General features: G+C 40.5%; 16 protein-coding genes. 5 read left to right on the top strand and 11 right to left on the bottom strand.

The window, feature by feature from the left end; translation table 11 throughout:
* Window positions 1-17: 17 nt before the first annotated feature.
* From nrdB to DX522_RS01305, 7 genes are all read right to left on the bottom strand, one after another.
* Entirely contained in the window at window positions 18-1,148 is a 1,131-nt protein-coding gene (gene nrdB / locus DX522_RS01335; RefSeq protein WP_115179549.1) for a class Ia ribonucleoside-diphosphate reductase subunit beta, read from the bottom strand.
* A gap of 97 nt (window positions 1,149-1,245) precedes the next feature.
* Window positions 1,246-1,560: a hypothetical protein gene (locus tag DX522_RS01330; protein ID WP_115179548.1), complete on the bottom strand. Its 315-nt coding sequence runs from the start codon at window positions 1,558-1,560 to the stop codon at window positions 1,246-1,248.
* A 15-nt stretch (window positions 1,561-1,575) separates the two neighbouring features.
* Window positions 1,576-3,846 carry a class 1a ribonucleoside-diphosphate reductase subunit alpha gene (nrdA, locus tag DX522_RS01325; protein WP_115179547.1) on the bottom strand — a complete coding sequence of 757 codons (2,271 nt, stop codon included), beginning with the start codon at window positions 3,844-3,846 and terminating at the stop codon, window positions 1,576-1,578.
* A gap of 284 nt (window positions 3,847-4,130) precedes the next feature.
* On the bottom strand, window positions 4,131-4,712 hold the full coding sequence (gene dolP, locus DX522_RS01320) for a division/outer membrane stress-associated lipid-binding lipoprotein (RefSeq protein WP_115179546.1): 582 nt from the start codon (window positions 4,710-4,712) through the stop codon (window positions 4,131-4,133).
* A gap of 84 nt (window positions 4,713-4,796) precedes the next feature.
* A complete protein-coding gene (locus DX522_RS01315; protein ID WP_115179545.1) occupies window positions 4,797-5,381 on the bottom strand; it encodes an SIS domain-containing protein in 585 nt (194 codons plus the stop codon).
* Window positions 5,382-5,393: 12 nt separating this feature from the next.
* Entirely contained in the window at window positions 5,394-5,753 is a 360-nt protein-coding gene (locus DX522_RS01310; protein ID WP_049362515.1) for a YraN family protein, read from the bottom strand.
* 3 nt (window positions 5,754-5,756) lie between these two features.
* On the bottom strand, window positions 5,757-7,478 hold the full coding sequence (locus DX522_RS01305) for a penicillin-binding protein activator (RefSeq protein WP_115179544.1): 1,722 nt from the start codon (window positions 7,476-7,478) through the stop codon (window positions 5,757-5,759).
* Window positions 7,479-7,547: 69 nt separating this feature from the next.
* Between DX522_RS01305 and rsmI the strand changes: the two genes are divergently transcribed.
* The 5 genes from rsmI to DX522_RS11610 all read left to right on the top strand — a co-directional run bounded on the left by rsmI (window position 7,548) and on the right by DX522_RS11610 (window position 13,675).
* Window positions 7,548-8,396, top strand: coding sequence for a 16S rRNA (cytidine(1402)-2'-O)-methyltransferase (gene rsmI, locus DX522_RS01300; RefSeq protein ID WP_115179543.1), 849 nt, complete (start codon window positions 7,548-7,550; stop codon window positions 8,394-8,396).
* Between the two features lie 81 nt (window positions 8,397-8,477).
* Entirely contained in the window at window positions 8,478-9,926 is a 1,449-nt protein-coding gene (gene tldD / locus DX522_RS01295) for a metalloprotease TldD (RefSeq protein ID WP_115179542.1), read from the top strand.
* Between the two features lie 303 nt (window positions 9,927-10,229).
* Window positions 10,230-11,771: a Re/Si-specific NAD(P)(+) transhydrogenase subunit alpha gene (gene pntA, locus DX522_RS01290; RefSeq protein ID WP_115179541.1), complete on the top strand. Its 1,542-nt coding sequence runs from the start codon at window positions 10,230-10,232 to the stop codon at window positions 11,769-11,771.
* 10 nt (window positions 11,772-11,781) lie between these two features.
* Window positions 11,782-13,161, top strand: a complete 1,380-nt coding sequence (gene pntB, locus DX522_RS01285) for a Re/Si-specific NAD(P)(+) transhydrogenase subunit beta (RefSeq protein WP_075876001.1) — start codon at window positions 11,782-11,784, stop codon at window positions 13,159-13,161.
* 148 nt (window positions 13,162-13,309) lie between these two features.
* Complete coding sequence (locus DX522_RS11610) at window positions 13,310-13,675, top strand: hypothetical protein (protein ID WP_262054136.1); 366 nt, start codon at window positions 13,310-13,312, stop codon at window positions 13,673-13,675.
* Window positions 13,676-13,755: 80 nt separating this feature from the next.
* On the opposite strand, the gene yedF is transcribed toward DX522_RS11610, so the two are convergent.
* The 4 genes from yedF to moeA form a co-directional block, all read right to left on the bottom strand.
* A complete protein-coding gene (gene yedF, locus DX522_RS01275) occupies window positions 13,756-14,025 on the bottom strand; it encodes a sulfurtransferase-like selenium metabolism protein YedF (RefSeq protein WP_005696304.1) in 270 nt (89 codons plus the stop codon).
* A 40-nt stretch (window positions 14,026-14,065) separates the two neighbouring features.
* Window positions 14,066-15,289, bottom strand: coding sequence for a selenium metabolism membrane protein YedE/FdhT (gene yedE, locus DX522_RS01270; protein WP_049374815.1), 1,224 nt, complete (start codon window positions 15,287-15,289; stop codon window positions 14,066-14,068).
* Between the two features lie 232 nt (window positions 15,290-15,521).
* Entirely contained in the window at window positions 15,522-16,244 is a 723-nt protein-coding gene (gene moeB, locus DX522_RS01265; protein ID WP_115179540.1) for a molybdopterin-synthase adenylyltransferase MoeB, read from the bottom strand.
* Complete coding sequence (moeA, locus tag DX522_RS01260) at window positions 16,244-17,461, bottom strand: molybdopterin molybdotransferase MoeA (protein ID WP_115179539.1); 1,218 nt, start codon at window positions 17,459-17,461, stop codon at window positions 16,244-16,246. The genes moeB and moeA overlap by 1 nt, the downstream gene beginning before the upstream one ends.
* Window positions 17,462-17,550 lie beyond the last annotated feature (89 nt).

Below are 17,550 nucleotides of genomic sequence, written 5' to 3'. Positions count from 1 at the left end.
TTTAGCGATATTAAGAATTATAGATCGAAATTATCAAAATCTTTGGTGTCTACTTTTGAGTCAATTTGACCCACAAGGTAAGAACTCACTTCCACTTCTTGTGGCGCCACTTGTACGTTGTCAGAAACAAGCCATGCATTAATCCATGGAATTGGATTAGAACGTGCACCAAATGGTAATGGAAGACCAACGGCTTGCATACGGATATTGGTGATATATTCCACGTATTGCACCAAAATGTCTTTGTTCAAACCAATCATTGAACCATCTTTGAATAAGTAATCTGCCCATTCTTTTTCTTGTTCTGCTGCGGCTAAGAATAAATCATAGGCTTCCTGTTTACATTCTTCCGCAATTTCTGCCATTTCAGGATCGTCTTGGCCTGCAGCCATAATGTTTAAAATGTGCTGTGTACCCGTTAAGTGTAAAGCTTCATCACGTGCGATAAATTTAATGATTTTTGCATTACCTTCCATTAATTGACGTTCTGCAAAGGCAAACGAACAAGCGAAAGATACGTAGAAACGAATTGCTTCAAGTGCGTTCACACTCATCAAGCAAAGGTAAAGTTGTTTTTTCAAATTACGTAAGGTGACGATACATTCTTTGCCATCTACAGCGTAAGTGCCCTCGCCGTACAGGCTATAAAGTTGGCTGTCGCGGATTAAATCATCGTAGTAAGAGGAAATATCACGTGCGCGTTTGATGATTTCTTCGTTAGTTACGATGTCATCAAACACGACAGACGGATCGTTCACAATGTTACGAATAATGTGCGTGTAAGAACGGGAGTGGATGGTTTCGGAGAACGTCCAGGTTTCGATCCAGGTTTCTAATTCCGGAATAGACACCAACGGCAACAACGCCACGTTTGGACTACGACCTTGAATAGAATCCAACAGGGTTTGATATTTTAAGTTGCTGATGAAAATATGTTTTTCATGTTCAGGTAACGCCGCATAGTCGATACGGTCTTGCGACACATCCACTTCTTCCGGACGCCAGAAGAAAGAAAGTTGTTTTTCAATGAGCTTTTCAAAAGTCTCATATTTTTGTTGATCGTAACGCGCAACGTTAACGTTTTGACCAAAGAACATCGGTTCTTTTAACTGGTCGTTTTTGTTTTGTGAGAAAGTGGTGTATGCCATTTTTGTTTGTCCTTTAATCTTATGAGTAAAGTGCGGTCAGTTTTTAAAATGTTTTTTCATGCTGGCGCAAGCGTCTTCGCTTGTGCCTTTAGTTTATTTACTTAGCACAAGCGTGGACGCTTGCGCTATCAGATGGGTTTTCTTTTACAAATTGTTCCCATAATTGGGGCAACAATCGCCCTATAGTGATACAAATTGTACGAATCGGTTCTTCCATTGCTGGATAGGCAATGTAAGTTAATTCTGACAGATTTACGGATGACAAATAAATTTGTCCTAAAGATCTAATTTTTAATTGGCAATCAGGATAAATTTTAGCCACTTTATTTTGAGAAAAACGAATAAACTCTTCTAAATAGCTTTTAGAATAACCAGTTAAAAATTTAGAGCTAAAAGATAATGAAATTATCATGTTATATCCTTAAAACTAAATCTTACACGCCCCACCAGCACAGCCGTCATCTAAATCTTCTTGGCTGTCTTCGGCACCATCACGGGTGTTTTGATAGTAGAGGGTTTTTAAGCCGTATTTGTAAGCGGTTAAAAGATCTTTTAACAACACTTTCATTGGCACTTTACCGTCTTCAAAACGTTTCGGATCGTAGTTTGTATTTGCAGAGATCGCTTGGTCTACGAATTTTTGCATAATGCCCACTAAGTGTAAGTAACCGTCATTGCTTGGAATATCCCAAAGCAACTCATAGTTATCACTTAAGTTTTCATAATCCGGTACAACTTGTCTTAAGATACCATCTTTTGATGCTTTAATACTCACATGACCACGTGGAGGTTCGATACCATTTGTTGCATTAGAAATCTGTGAAGAAGTTTCTGACGGCATTAATGCGGTCAAGGTTGAGTTACGTAAACCGAATTCTTTGATTTCTTGGCGCAATGTTTCCCAATCATAATGCAATGGTTCTTGCGTTAAGTTATCGATATCTTTCTTATAGGTATCGATTGGTAAAATACCTTTAGCGTAATTGGTTTCATTGAAGTATTCGCATGCACCTAATTCTTTCGCTAAGTTCATGGAGGCTTTCAATAGATAGTATTGAATCGCTTCAAATGTGCGGTGAGTTAAATCGTTCGCTGAGCCATCAGAATAACGCACGCCATTTTTCGCTAAGTAATACGCATAATTAATGACACCGATACCCAGTGAACGACGACCTAATGAAGAGCGTTTTGCCGCTGGAACAGGGTAGCCTTGGTAATCTAGTAATGCATCTAATGCACGTACTGCAAGATCTGCCAAGTTATCTAACTCGTCTAAATCATCTAATTTACCCAAGTTAAATGCAGAAAGTGTACAAAGGGCAATTTCACCATTTTCATCATGGAAATGTTGTAATGGTTTAGTTGGCAATGCAATTTCTAAACATAAGTTAGATTGACGCACTGGTGCAACAAGCGGATCAAACGGTGAGTGAGTATTACAGTGATCGACGTTTTGGATATAAATACGACCGGTTGATGCACGTTCTTGCATTAATAAAGAGAATAACTCAATGGCTTTTACAGAACGTTTACGGATATTTGGATCCTGTTCGTATTTCACGTAAAGTTCTTCAAATTTATCTTGATCTGCAAAGAAAGCTTCATAAAGTCCAGGTACGTCTGAAGGGCTGAATAAAGTAATATCTGCACCTTTAATTAAGCGTTGATACATTAATTTGTTTAACTGTACGCCGTAGTCCATGTGACGAACACGGTTATCTTCCACACCACGGTTATTTTTCAATACTAATAAGCTTTCAACTTCTAAGTGCCAAATCGGGTAGTAAACTGTCGCCGCACCACCACGTACGCCACCTTGTGAACAAGATTTGACGGCACTTTGGAAGTGTTTATAGAATGGAATACAACCAGTATGGAATGCTTCACCACCACGAATTGGGCTACCTAACGCACGAATTGCACCTGCATTTACCCCGATACCTGCACGTTGTGAAACGTATTTCACGATTGCTGCAGAGGTAGCGTTGATAGAGTCTAAGCTGTCACCACATTCAATCAATACACAAGAGCTGAATTGACGCGTAGGCGTACGAACCCCCGCCATGATAGGCGTTGGTAAAGAAATCTTAAAGGTTGAGGTCGCATCGTAGAAACGACGAATATAATCCAAACGGGTTTCTTGTGGATATTTTGAGAATAAGCTCGCTGCAACTAATAAATAAAGGAATTGCGCAGATTCATAGATCTCACCGGTTACCCGGTTTTGAACTAAGTATTTTCCTTCTAATTGTTTTACTGCGGCATAAGAAAAGGTCATATCACGCCAGTGATCAATAAACCCATCCATTTCATCCCATTCTTCACGAGTATAGTCGGCTAAAAGAGCAGGATCATATTTGCCCATACGCACTAATTTTTTCACATGATCGTATAAACGTGGCGGATCAAAATGGCCATACGCTTTTTTGCGTAAATGGAAAACCGCAAGACGTGCAGCAAGATATTGATAATCAGGAGTATCTTTGCTAATTAGGTCTGCTGCCGCTTTAATAATCGTTTCGTGAATATCAGACGTACGAATGCCTTCATAAAATTGAATATGAGAACGCAATTCAACTTGAGAAACAGACACGTTTTCCAAGCCTTCAGCCGCCCAAGTAATCACACGGTGAATTTTGTCTAAATTGATTTGTTCAAGCGTGCCATCGCGCTTTGTAACCATTAATCCTTTGTTCATGGAAGATAAACCTACTAGAGAAACGAATTGAATAAAACACAAGATATAGTGTTAGGGGAAATAATGGTGCACAAGATAGAGTGTTTTAAAATTGAATTCAAGCGGTAAATTTTTTACTTAGATTATTGACAAAAGATAAGTCATTTAAAATAAATGACTTATCTTTAAAGTGATGTTTTTTTAGGCAGGATCTTTTTTGTAAATCTTTGTAAAGAAAAAAGTGATCTGCCCCCAAAAACTGTCCAACTTTTGGGGGCAGATCACTTAAATGTTTAAAAGTTTAATTAATTCAAGTATTTAAATACTTTGACGACTTTTTGAACACCGGTAACTTTACTTGCAATTTCTGCCGCTGAGTCTGCTTGTGAGCGGGTAAGATTGCCGAGTAAGAATACTTCGCCATTTTCGGTGATCACTTTCACATCTGTTGCTTTTACATTATCGCCAACGAAGAGTTTTGATTTAATTTGTGTGGTAATCCAACTGTCTTTAGTAATTTGACCAAAGTTAATTTTATTGCCCACACGTAATTCGTTATAGACATCATTCACACCATCTACGCCTTTAGTAAGACTGGTTGCAATTTCTTTTACGCCTTCACTCGGTACTTGACCAATTAATAATACACGGCCACTATAAGAAACGGCATGTACACGACCTTCCGATTTAATTTGTGCATCCTTATCTAATGCATTTTCAACTTTTACTTCTAAAGTTTCATCATCGACTTGCGTCCCCATTGTACGAGGATCTGTTGTAACTTTAGCACCTGCAGCCGCACCACCAAGCACAGCAGCTACACAGCCTTGTAACATAATCGATGCACCAAGTACGAAGGCGAGTTTTTTAAATGGGGTTAATTTCATCATTAATCTCCTTTTTATAAATGAGTGAGTTAACTAATTAGTCAATTAATTTTAGAAATAGTTTGGTTGGAAAAGCCTTTAATGTCAAGCTCTTGGGAAAAGTGTGCTATCAACAAGCTCACACAGTGCATTTATGACGAATAAATGATTTTCCAAAATACGCGCTTCTTTCGTTGCGGGAATAGAGATTTCTAAATCTGCTTCAGCTAACACACCTTGAATCGCATCATTGTTTGCACCGGTTAAGGCAATGACCTGAATTTCTTTGTTGACGGCATTAGCAATTGTATTCAGCACTGCTTTTTCTGTACCAAGCGGAGCAAAAGCGATCAATAAGTCACCGGGCTTCGCGATAGCGTTGAATTGATGTTGATAAAGCTGCTCGATAGGTTGATCAAAAACCAGTGAAGAACCGACCGCACTTTCAAGGCTAAGGTGTACGGATGGTAGGCTAGGACGCTCAAAATCGTAACGATTAAGCAAATTTGACACTAAGAATTGCGCATTCGCGTAAGAGCGAGCGACGCCACAGGCAATCACTTTATGACCACTTAACAAACATTGCATGACCATTTGTGTGGCAGTTGCAATATTTTCTGATAATAGGCTTGAAGCAGAGATTTGAATCTGAATACTTTCGCTATAAATATCTTTAACTTTTTGTAACATAATCGGAAAAGGTTAATCGAGAAAATTAGGAATCCATTGGATATTACTGGCAGTTTTTCCAAAGGCGACAAGATCAAAACGACAATCAGCATCTTCGAGGCTTAGGTTGTGTTTGGCAAGCCATAAATTTGCAGCATTGAGCCATTTTTGTTGCTTTTGCCAATCCACACTTTCAACAGCAGATCCAAATGCTGAGCTAGATCGTTGACGTACCTCAACAAAAACAATGGTTTGCCCGTCTTGCATAACGAGATCTAATTCACCGCATTTGAAATGTTGATTCGCGGCGATGAATTTGAGACCTTTAGACTCTAAGAAAAGGCGGGCTTGATGTTCAAAGCCCGCCCCTTGTTGACGTTTTAATGAAAACATGTATTAGTTCGCAATCGCTACCACATTACCATCTTGTACTTGATACCATGTCATATCACGGTCCACATCACAGTTTGAATCAGCGCTAAGCTGACCAGTTAAACCACTTAAGGTGTAACCTGGTACTTGGCGTAATTCATTAAAGTGATTGATGAGCAACCATGCATCAGAACCCATTGCATATAAACGCATTAATTGGAATTCACCACCGGTTGAGCCAACCACTTTTTGATATTGCGAAGAATCGTTTTGTTTAAAGAATGGAATATCACTAAATTGAACGCCATTCATTTTTGCATAGTATTCAGGGGTATTGCTTGCTGCGTTAGAACGAGAACTTGCATAAATACGGACATTCGGATTACTGGTATCTAAATAACCTTTAATTTCAGCCAATTCATCTGGTGAAGAGATGACATAAAGTGCACTTGTACCTTGCGGAGCACCTTGGAAGAAGTAGGTAATATCAGCTGGTAAGTTATAGTAGCGAATATTCGCATCTGTACCCGCTAAACGTTGCCAACGTACATTGAAAGCATTACCCACACGTTGTCCTAAATCATTTTGCGGCATTGCAACGATTGGATTGCGAATACCATCTTTCCACATTTTGTTAGCAGCGGACTCAGCTTCATTTTCTGGAGATAAACCGTAATAACAGACTTGGTTAATCGCTTGTGTATTTGCTGTTGCATTTAATGTGAGTACATCCATGCCTTGTACTGCGCTTGGATTCGCAATGATGGCATCGACATTTTGTTTAAGCAATGGCCCCACTAACGCTTTAATACCTGATGCTTTTGCTTGTGCAATAATGTCGTTAATTGGTGTAGTTGATGAGTCAAATACTTGTACAGGGATGGTTGAGTCACCTTTTGCATCATTGAAACCGGATTGGATAGTTGTACCTAAAATTTGGCCATCGCCGCTTAAAGGTAAGACTAAACCAATTTGAGCTAAATTCGTTTGTTGGAAATTCAACAAGCTTTCTAGCTCTTTAGGGAAAAAGGTTGCTGCAACGTGATTTGGATAAGCTGATTTCCAGCTTTGTAACGCTTGGCTTAATTGTACTGGCTGACGAATGTTGTCATTATAAGCTTTAATTAAGGTGAGCCAACCGCCTAATGCCACGCTACCTTCATCTGAGGCATTATTGATGACAGCGGTATTCGCAGAACGGAGTAACGACCAAGTTTTATCAACATTATCTTTACGACGTTGCATGTCTGTTAAGTTTTCATCTATTTTGATGCGCGCTTTCACCGCTTCAATCACGTCTTTACGATTTTCTGCTGTTTGAGCAAAGGTTTCGTAATAACGAGATTTTTGTGATGGACTTAATTTAGTCATATCGAGTGCACGTAATTTACCTTCAGCCACATCATTATTATCTTTTGCAGCGGTGATACGAGCTTCAATTAACGTACGATCTAATTGTTGCGCTTCGTTTAAGTCAACTAATTCAGTTAATAGCTCTTCCGCTTGGGGTACTTTATTTTCAGTAATTAATACACGTGCGGCTAAGAGTTTGTAAGTTTGTTGATCTTCTTTATCTTGTGCTTGTCCTAATTTGTTCATATAAAATTCAGAACTTGCATTAGCATCACGTTGTAATGTTTGGGTAAAGCTGCTACCAAATAAGTTAGAACAACCGGCTAACGCAACAGACAATAAAATCGGCATTAAACGTTTTTTAAAACGACCGCCTTGTAATAGAATAGACATATTCGCTCCATAATGAATAAATCAATAATGGTCGATCTTACTTATCTCACAATGTAAAAGCAAACAAAAATGAATGATTTAACCGGAATTTTATATATTGTCGCCACGCCAATCGGGAATTTACAAGATATTACACAACGTGCTTTAGAGACCTTTTCACAAGTGGATTTAATTGCTGCGGAAGACACGCGCCACAGTGGTTTATTGCTCAGTCATTATGGTATCAAAAAGCCTTTTTTCGCCTTGCATGATCACAACGAACAAGAAAAAGCCCACGTATTGGTAGAAAAGTTAAAACAAGGCACCAATATTGCATTAATTTCCGATGCAGGGACACCCTTAATTAGCGATCCAGGTTTTCATTTAGTGCGTCAATGTCGTGAGGCAGGCATTAAAGTAGTGCCATTACCAGGCGCTTGTGCAGCGATTACTGCATTATGTGCATCGGGCATTGCGTCAGACCGTTTTTGCTTTGAAGGTTTTTTACCAGCCAAAACTAAGGCGCGTAAAGATAAGTTAGAAAACATCACAGAAGAAGACCGCACTTTAATCTTCTATGAATCAACTCACCGCATTTTAGATACCCTTGCCGATATGCAAGATGTACTAGGTGGTGAACGCTATGTTGTACTTGCACGTGAAATTACAAAAACGTGGGAAACTATTGCCGGGGATAAATTAAGTGATCTTCGTCAATGGTTAAGTGAAGATCCGAATCGCACAAAAGGTGAAATGGTATTAATTGTAGAAGGCAAAGCCAAATCAGAATATAGCGAAGAATTTTCACCACAAGCAATTAAAGCGCTCACTTTGATTGCCAAAGAACTCCCTTTAAAAAAGGCTGCGGCGATTGTGGCTGAACTTTATGGTTATAAGAAAAATGCCTTATACCAATTTGGATTAGATAATTTAGATTAGTCAAAAAACTATCTCCCTCTTTAGCAAAGAGGTGCTAGGGGAGATTTGGCAGAATTAATTTTTATAAATTTCGGAGAACAAATGTTAAAACAGGTTTCAGATACCTTACTTGCACCAAGCGATTTATCGCATCAATCATTGCTTAATATTTTTGATGTGATGTCACATCGTCATATTGATTATGCGGATCTTTATTTTCAATTAAGTCAAGATGAAAGCTGGGTATTAGAAGACAGCATTATTAAAGAAGGTGGCTTTCATATTGATCGCGGTGTTGGTGTGCGCGCCGTTTCTGGAGAGAAAACAGGCTTTGCGTATTCCGATCAAATTAACTTAGCGTCATTACAACAATGTGCAGAGGCCGTAAAAGGTATTGCACAAGTTAAAGAAGGCAATTTAATTTCGCCTCAGGCATTTAATGCGGTGAATGTGGTTCAGCGTTATGCGGCGATTAACCCGTTAGAAAGTTTAAGTAAAGAGAAAAAGATCGAGTTATTACACTTAGTGGATCGCACAGCGCGATCTGAAGATCCTCGTGTTACACATGTTTCTGCAGCATTAAGTTCGATTTATGAAGAAGTGTTAGTAGTCGCAACAGATGGCACACTTGCCGCAGATATTCGTCCGCTTGTGCGTTTATCCATTTCTGTTCTCGTGGAAGAAGATGGTAAGCGTGAGCGTGGTAGCTGCGGTTCTGGTGGACGCTTTGGCTTAGATTGGTTCTTTGAAGTGGTAAATGGGGATATTCGTGCCGTTAATTTTGCAAAAGAAGCGGTTCGTCAAGCCCTTGTCAATTTAAGTGCGGTCGCTGCGCCAGCAGGATTAATGCCTGTGGTATTAGGGGCTGGCTGGCCTGGCGTATTGCTTCATGAAGCAGTGGGACACGGTTTAGAAGGGGATTTCAACCGCAAAGAAAGCTCTTTATTTACAGGAAAAATTGGTGAGTTAGTGACGTCACCATTATGTACAATTGTGGATGATGGTACATTGCAAAACCGTCGTGGATCTTTAACCATTGATGATGAAGGCGTGCCAAGTCAGTGTAATGTTTTAATCAAAGACGGGATTTTGCAAGGTTACATGCAAGATAAACTCAATGCACGATTAATGGGTGTGAAACCAACAGGGAATGGTCGCCGTGAATCTTATGCTCATTTGCCAATGCCACGCATGACCAATACTTATATGTTGGCGGGCCAAAGCAAATTTGAAGATTTAGTGGCTTCTGTAGATCGAGGTATTTATGCCCCGCACTTTGGTGGTGGTCAAGTGGATATTACTTCGGGTAAATTTGTATTCTCGACGTCTGAAGCTTATCTCATCGAAAAAGGCAAAATCACCAAACCGGTTAAAGGAGCAACGTTAATCGGTAGTGGTATCGATGTGATGCAAAAAGTCTCTATGGTCGCAGATAAAACAGACTTAGATCTTGGTATTGGTGTATGCGGCAAAGATGGCCAAAGCGTGCCAGTCGGCGTTGGTCAGCCTGCCTTGAAAATCGATGAAATCACCGTTGGTGGAACCAATTAAACATACAGCCCGATAAACCATGTCGGGCTTTTTGTTCCTCCATTTAAGTGCAGTCAATTTTTTAGATATTTTTATTAATTGATTTTTGATGAATAATCATTGAGTTATGTGAAAAACTAAGCGCACTATATTTCTATTTCAATCCTTTTGTGATCCCTATCACAATATCTTGTAAAACCAGTTAAAAATTTCCCCAAACAATCCCAATAAGTGGTACATTTACCGTGCATGACTTTTTGTCATTTAAGAGGTAGAGACAGGCGTGAGTTTGTCTGAAATTTTATCAACTAGAGGGAAACATTTATGTTAATTGGTGTACCTAGAGAACTGCTTGATAGCGAAAATCGTGTGGCGGCGACGCCAAAAACGGTTCAGCAGATCTTAAAACTGGGCTTTGATGTCATCGTAGAACACGATGCGGGATTCAAAGCAAGTTTTGAAGATCAAGCATTTATCGACGCCGGCGCAAAAATTGGCTCAAGTTCAGAAGTGTGGCATTCGGATGTGATTTTTAAAGTGAATCCACCAACGGATGCAGAAATTGATCAAATGAAGGAAGGTGCAACACTGGTGAGCTTCATTTGGCGCGCACAAAATCCGGATTTAATGAAAAAACTCACGTCGAAAAAAATTAATGTATTAGCGATGGATTCCGTGCCGCGTATTTCCCGTGCGCAAGCGCTTGATGCATTAAGCTCTATGGCGAATATTTCTGGTTATCGAGCAGTGATTGAAGCCGCTCATGAATTTGGTAGTTTCTTCACCGGACAAATTACTGCGGCAGGTAAAGTACCACCAGCAAAAGTGTTAGTCATTGGTGCGGGTGTCGCAGGTCTTGCCGCGATTGGTTCAGCCAATAGCCTTGGTGCGATTGTACGTGCTTTTGACTCTCGTCCAGAAGTAAAAGAACAAGTGCAAAGTATGGGCGCGTCTTTCTTAGAAATTGATTTCAAAGAAGAAGGCGGTAGTGGCGATGGTTACGCGAAAGTAATGTCAGAAGAATTTAACCGTCGTGCGATGGCGCTTTATGCGGAACAAGCGAAAGAAGTGGATATCATTATTACCACTGCAGCGATTCCAGGTAAACCAGCCCCTCGCTTGATCACGAAAGAAATGGTTGATTCCATGAAACCAGGTTCTGTGGTGGTGGACTTAGCGGCCGCAACAGGTGGTAACTGTGCTTACACTGAAGCAGGTAAAGTCGTAACCACTGAAAACCAAGTGAAAATCATTGGTTACACCGATTTCCCAAGTCGTTTACCAACACAATCTTCCCAACTTTACGGAACAAACTTAGTTAATTTATTAAAACTACTTTGTAAAGAAAAAGACGGCAAGATCAATATCGATTTTGAAGATGTGGTATTACGCGGCGTGACTGTGGTACGTGATGGGGAAGAAATTCCACCAGCACAAATCCAAGTATCAGCACAACCAAAACAAGAAGCGAAAGTGGCACAAAGTGCGGTTAAAAAAGAGGAAGAAAAACCAGCAGATCCTCGCATCAAATACGGTGTGATGGCGGGTGTAGGTGTGTTATTCCTCTGGCTTGCATCTGTGGCGCCAGCGGCATTCCTTTCTCACTTCACCGTATTCGTATTGGCTTGTGTAGTCGGTTACTACGTGGTTTGGAACGTTAGCCACGCTTTACACACACCACTTATGGCGGTAACCAATGCGATTTCAGGTATCATCATTGTGGGTGCATTACTGCAAATTAGACAGCCAACAGGCAATTTCTTTATTGATGCCTTAGCCTTTGTGGCAATTTTGGTGGCAAGCATCAACATCTTTGGTGGCTTCCGTGTAACTCAACGTATGTTGGCGATGTTTAGAAAAGGTTAAGGAGAAGACGATGTCTGAAGGTTTAGTACAAGCAGCCTATATTATCGCTGCATTACTTTTCATTATGAGCTTAGCCGGTCTTTCTAAACATGAAACGGCAAAAGCTGGTTGTTGGTATGGTATTGTCGGTATGACAATTGCCCTTGTTGCAACCATTTTCGGCCCACAATCTGAAGGTACATTATGGATCATTATTGCAATGATCATCGGTGGTGTGATTGGTGTTCAACGTGCATTAAAAGTTGAAATGACTGAAATGCCTGAACTCGTTGCGATCCTTCACAGCTTTGTAGGTTTAGCAGCAGTGCTCGTAGGCTTTAATAGCTACGGTTTAACACACGAAACCGATCCTGTGTTAATGAATATCCATAACGTTGAAGTATTCTTAGGGATCTTCATCGGTGCGGTAACATTCACGGGTTCTATCGTAGCATTCGGTAAATTAAGCGGCAAAATCAATTCAAAAGCGTTAATGTTACCACATCGCCATAAATTAAATTTAGCGGCATTAGTGGTTTCTGCTTTCTTGATGGTGGCATTCTTAAACAGCCCGGATAATATCTTCCCAGTGTTACTCATGACTGCGATTGCACTTGCGTTCGGCTGGCACTTAGTGGCATCTATCGGTGGTGCGGATATGCCGGTTGTGGTTTCAATGCTTAACTCTTATTCTGGTTGGGCAGCGGCTGCAGCAGGTTTCATGCTAAGCAATGACTTGCTTATTGTTACCGGTGCATTAGTGGGTTCTTCAGGTGCGATTCTTTCTTACATTATGTGTAAAGCGATGAACCGCTCATTCATCAGCGTTATCGCAGGCGGTTTTGGTAATGATGTTCAAGTGTCTTCAGATGAAGAACAAGGTGAACACCGTGAAACAACTGCAGAAGAAGTGGCTGAATTACTCAAAAATGCAAGCTCTGTAATCATCACGCCAGGATATGGTATGGCGGTAGCACAAGCGCAATATCCAGTGGCTGAAATTACAGCAAAATTGCGTGAGCGTGGTATTAACGTGCGTTTCGGTATTCACCCTGTTGCAGGTCGTTTACCGGGTCATATGAACGTACTTTTAGCGGAAGCGAAAGTGCCTTATGACATCGTGCTTGAAATGGATGAAATCAATGATGATTTCGCGGATACCGATGTGGTATTGGTTATCGGTGCAAACGACACCGTAAACCCAGCGGCAATGGAAGATCCAAACAGCCCAATCGCAGGTATGCCAGTGTTAGAAGTATGGAAAGCACAAAACGTTATCGTATTCAAGCGCTCTATGGCGGTAGGTTACGCAGGCGTTCAAAACCCATTATTCTTCAAAGAAAACACTCAAATGCTCTTTGGTGATGCAAAAGAACGTGTTGATGATATTCTTACTGCATTAAACAAATAAGCAAAAAACTGAAGTAAAACTGACCGCACTTTGAGAGATTAAAGTGCGGTTTTTTATATGTTTTTTAGTGCTTATATGATTAAATAACCGAACTTTAAGAAGTAATACACTAACTTCCCAAAATCAAAATAGGCGAGGGAGCTATAAAATGAGATTTATATTACTACTATTATTATCTCTAACTTTGTTTGGTTGTTCTTTTGGTGGGTTTCAACCTCCACCACCACATGATCATTGGCAGCTACATAATGAGAAAGCATTATTTCCGAACTCAGATCCTGATGTTTTAACTAAATATCTTGCTAGAAGAAAAAAAGATATGAAGGATTGTGGTATGGATTATGTGGTAGGAGAAAGTGATAATCCGGAGGTCAATCTTTGTTTAGAGAAAAAAGGTTGGTATCTAGAAGCTGGGCCGATCTGTGAAGAAAGAACAATGTGGAATAGACCTGCATGTATCCAATGGCGAAAAAAACATAGCAAGCCTGATGCTAAGCCTTGGGGTAAGTATTAGGTATTATAGCTTTCTTTTACCCTTCGATTTCTTTCCATAAAATATAAAAGTGCGGTCAATTTTGACCGCACTTTTTTACATTAACGTTGAATCAAATAGCGTAATTTGGTGCCATCTTGTTCTACGCTTAATAGAGTGTAACCGTGGTTTTTAGTATCAACAGGAATGTTGTTGATAGATTGAGCACAGTCACTTAATAGCTCTAAAATTTCGCCTTTTTGTAATTGGGGCATGGTTTCGAGCATCACAATTGCTGGATACGGGCAAGGTTCACCTAATGTATCTAACGTGTAATCTGGGGTGATGTCTTTTGGATCTTTATCTAATTTTTGAACAACGGTAAATGCCATAATAATGTCCTCTTTTTTGAATGAATTCGTTAATATTTAATTAGCAACCACAAGCTTGCGGATTTTCTGCTGCAATTTTTGCTTTGGCTTTTTTCAAGAAATGGTGTTCCCACCAAACAACAGCGATTAAGCAGAGAATAAGCAAGCCGTAATTTACTAATAAACCGCCAACTGGGCCAAAGGATTTTAATAAGTTAAGTTTTTCGTAATCTAACGCAAGTACAGGGGCAAGATCGTCCCATGCATAGGCTAAATAAGTTGAACCGATAACATTGCCTAAGCCCACCCACATAAAGTGAACTTGACCTTCCATTGAGCGATACATCCAACCGGTTTCACATCCACCCGCTAATACGATACCGAAACCGAATAATAAACCACCGATAATCGCATTTGGGCCCGCCCACATGATTTTAGCTGGTACGCCTAATTGAATATAGCTGAATACGCCAAGCGTACCCACGATAATACCGAAGATGATGGCTTTTGCCATATAAGCACGGCCCGTTACCCATAAATCACGGAAGGCAGAAGTAAAGCAAATTTGAGCTCGTTCGATTAACAAGCCGAAAGCTAAACCGCAAAGCATTGCAAAGCCCAGTTTGACTGAGTTTGTCATCACATAAAGGGAAGCGATAAGATAGGCAAAAAAGACAACCATACCAATCCAGAAACGACGATTAGCTTGTTTCGGGTCAGTTTCTTGTAATTTTGCTGCGCCTTTTTTCAATTCTAATTTCACGCGGAATATCGGAAGTAAGGTGACTTTTACCCCTGCATAAGTACCTACAGCAGTGGCAATAGTAAAGAACCAAGCGTGAACAGAAAATTGTGGGATACCAGTAAAGAGGGAAGCAAGGTTACAGCCCATTGCTAAACGTGCACCGAAACCGGCTAATGCACCACCAATAAGGGCTTGAACAATACGACGTTTGTGTGGCTGGTTACGCCATTTCACATTATTTGCCCAAAGCGCAGCAGAAATACAACCGGCGAACATGCCTAAGATCATTACACCATCAATACGGGTGAAGATCGTGCCTTGCATACCGATAATTTTATAATAGCTCCAGTCGGATACATCCACGCCTAGCGCTTGCAAAGCATGTCCACCCCAACGGGTAAATTCCCCGGTAACCGCCCAATAAGTGCCAGTTACCCCAAAGTAATAAGCTGAAATAAGTCCCGCAGCAATAACTGCCGCGACAGGATTCCAGTATTTGATCAGATAATTTTGTTTAAATTGCTGCAAAATCTCTTTCATGAGTGAGTAAATCCTTAAAATGAAATGATGATTTGCAAGTGAGGTATAAAATGAAGATATTTTGAAGTGTCTGCCATTTTCCTATACACAAAACTTGCGATATAAGACAAATGAATTGTCGAGCGAAATAATAGCATTTGTTTTTTGTTAATGCACGAGGGGAGGGATAATTATTTGTGGGTAATTTAGGATTTAGACAGACTTGCTGTCTGTCTAAATATTGATAGAAAAGTTAAACAGGCAATTTCATTTCTCTGATACGCATGGTTAATCCATCGATTAACAATAAGCGTCCACATAAATTTGAACCGATTTTTAACCGCACTTTGATGGCTTCTAAGGCTTGAATTGAACCCACAATCCCCACGATTGGCGCCAGTACGCCCGCCTCTACACAGCTTAAAACGTTTTGTCCAAAGAGTTGGCTAAGTTGGCGATAGGTTGGGGTATTGGGTTCATAAGTAAAGACGGAAACCTGTCCTTCTAAACGGATCGCAGCACCAGAAACAATCGGGATCTTCGTTTGTTCGCACCCACGATCGAGCGCATTACGAATATCCACGTTATCGGTACAATCTAATATCACATCAAAGTGCGGTATGATTTCCGCGAGTTTTTCTTCGGAAAGTTGTGCATTGATGGTTTCAATTTCTACGTGTGGATTAATCTGTTGTAACGCAATTTTTGCTGATTCCACTTTAGGCATATTTAATCTGCTATCGGTATGTAATACTTGACGTTGCAAATTAGAAAGCGATACCGTATCAAAATCCAACAAGGTTAAATGACCCACGCCAGCGGCGGCAAGATATTGGCTTGCAGCACAGCCTAAACCGCCTAGACCGACAATTAACATTCGGCTGTCTTTCAGCTTTTCTTGCCCGTCAAAATCAACCGCTTTTAAGATAATTTGGCGGTTATAGCGCAGTTCTTCTTCGTAGCTTAATTCAGCCATTATTGCCCCAATAGGTGATTAAACGGTTCAATGGTGACGATTTCGCCCGCAGCTACATTGCCACGATCTTTTTCGAGGCGAATAAAACAGTTACTTTTCACAAAAGAACTGAATAAATGGGAACCTTGGAAACCCACTGGTTGCACTTCAAGTTGACCATTTTCATTAATTTGATAGAAACCGCGTTGAAAATCTAAACGACCTGGTGCTTTTTTCAAATTGGTTTGAGCAATCGCTTGAAAGTGCGGTTGTTTTTTCGGATGTTTTTTACCGCTTAATTTGGCGATAGCCGGTTGCACTAATTGATAGAATGTCACTAATGCAGAAACGGGATTGCCGGGTAAGCCACAGAACCAGGCATTTTCTAATTTACCAAAAGCAAATGGCTTGCCAGGTTTCATCGCAATTTTCCAGAAATTCACTTGGCCCACTTTTTCTAACACGGTTTTCGTAAAGTCAGCTTCACCCACAGAAACACCACCACTCGTGATGACAAGATCTGCCTGAGCTTGTGCTTTCACAAAAGCCGCTTCAAATTCTGCCTGATTATCTGGCAGAATACCGAAGTCGAGCACGTCACAATTTAATTTTTCTAGCATTAATTTGACGGTGAAACGGTTGGTATCGTAGATTTGTCCCGCTTGTAATGGTTTGCCAACAGGCACTAATTCATCACCCGTTGAAAGCACTGCCACTTTTAATCGTGGGTAAGCTTTCACTTCAGCGATGCCTAATGATGCAAGTAAAGGTAAAGAAACGGCATTTAACTCATCCCCTTGATGTAATACCACATCACCTTTTTTCACATCCTCACCAATACGACGGATATTTTGATTGGCTTTAGGCAAGGCAGAAAAGGTAACAGAACCATCTTCATTGACGGTGACATCTTCTTGCATAACCACCGCATCGGCACCTTCGGGAATCATCGCACCCGTCATAATTCTGACCGCACTTTGTGCTACCCATTCCCCTTGAAATGGATTGCCTGCAAAGGATTTTCCCGCAACAGAAAGTGTCATGGATTGCTGTAAATCGGCTAAACGAACTGCATAGCCATCCATCGCGGAGTTATCAAAAGAAGGCACATTAATCGGAGAAATAACATCTTCCGCACACACGCGATCTGCCGCTTCAGTTAAAGCTAGCGTTTCAGTTTCTGTTGGAAAGGGAAGTTGGTGGAGCATTTGCGCCAAGGCATCTTCAAGTGGCAACATAATTAATCCTTTGGGTTAATCAGAATAAAAGTGGATATATTGTAGCCCGAAATACAATATGAAGGAAATTAATAAATTAGGGGGATTTT

It is taken from the genome of Haemophilus parainfluenzae (genome assembly GCF_900450995.1).
GTDB classification, from domain to species: Bacteria; Pseudomonadota; Gammaproteobacteria; order Enterobacterales; family Pasteurellaceae; genus Haemophilus_D; species Haemophilus_D parainfluenzae_O.
Note: the sequence above shows the minus strand (reverse complement) of the source record. Positions and strands in the feature narration are given on the sequence as shown.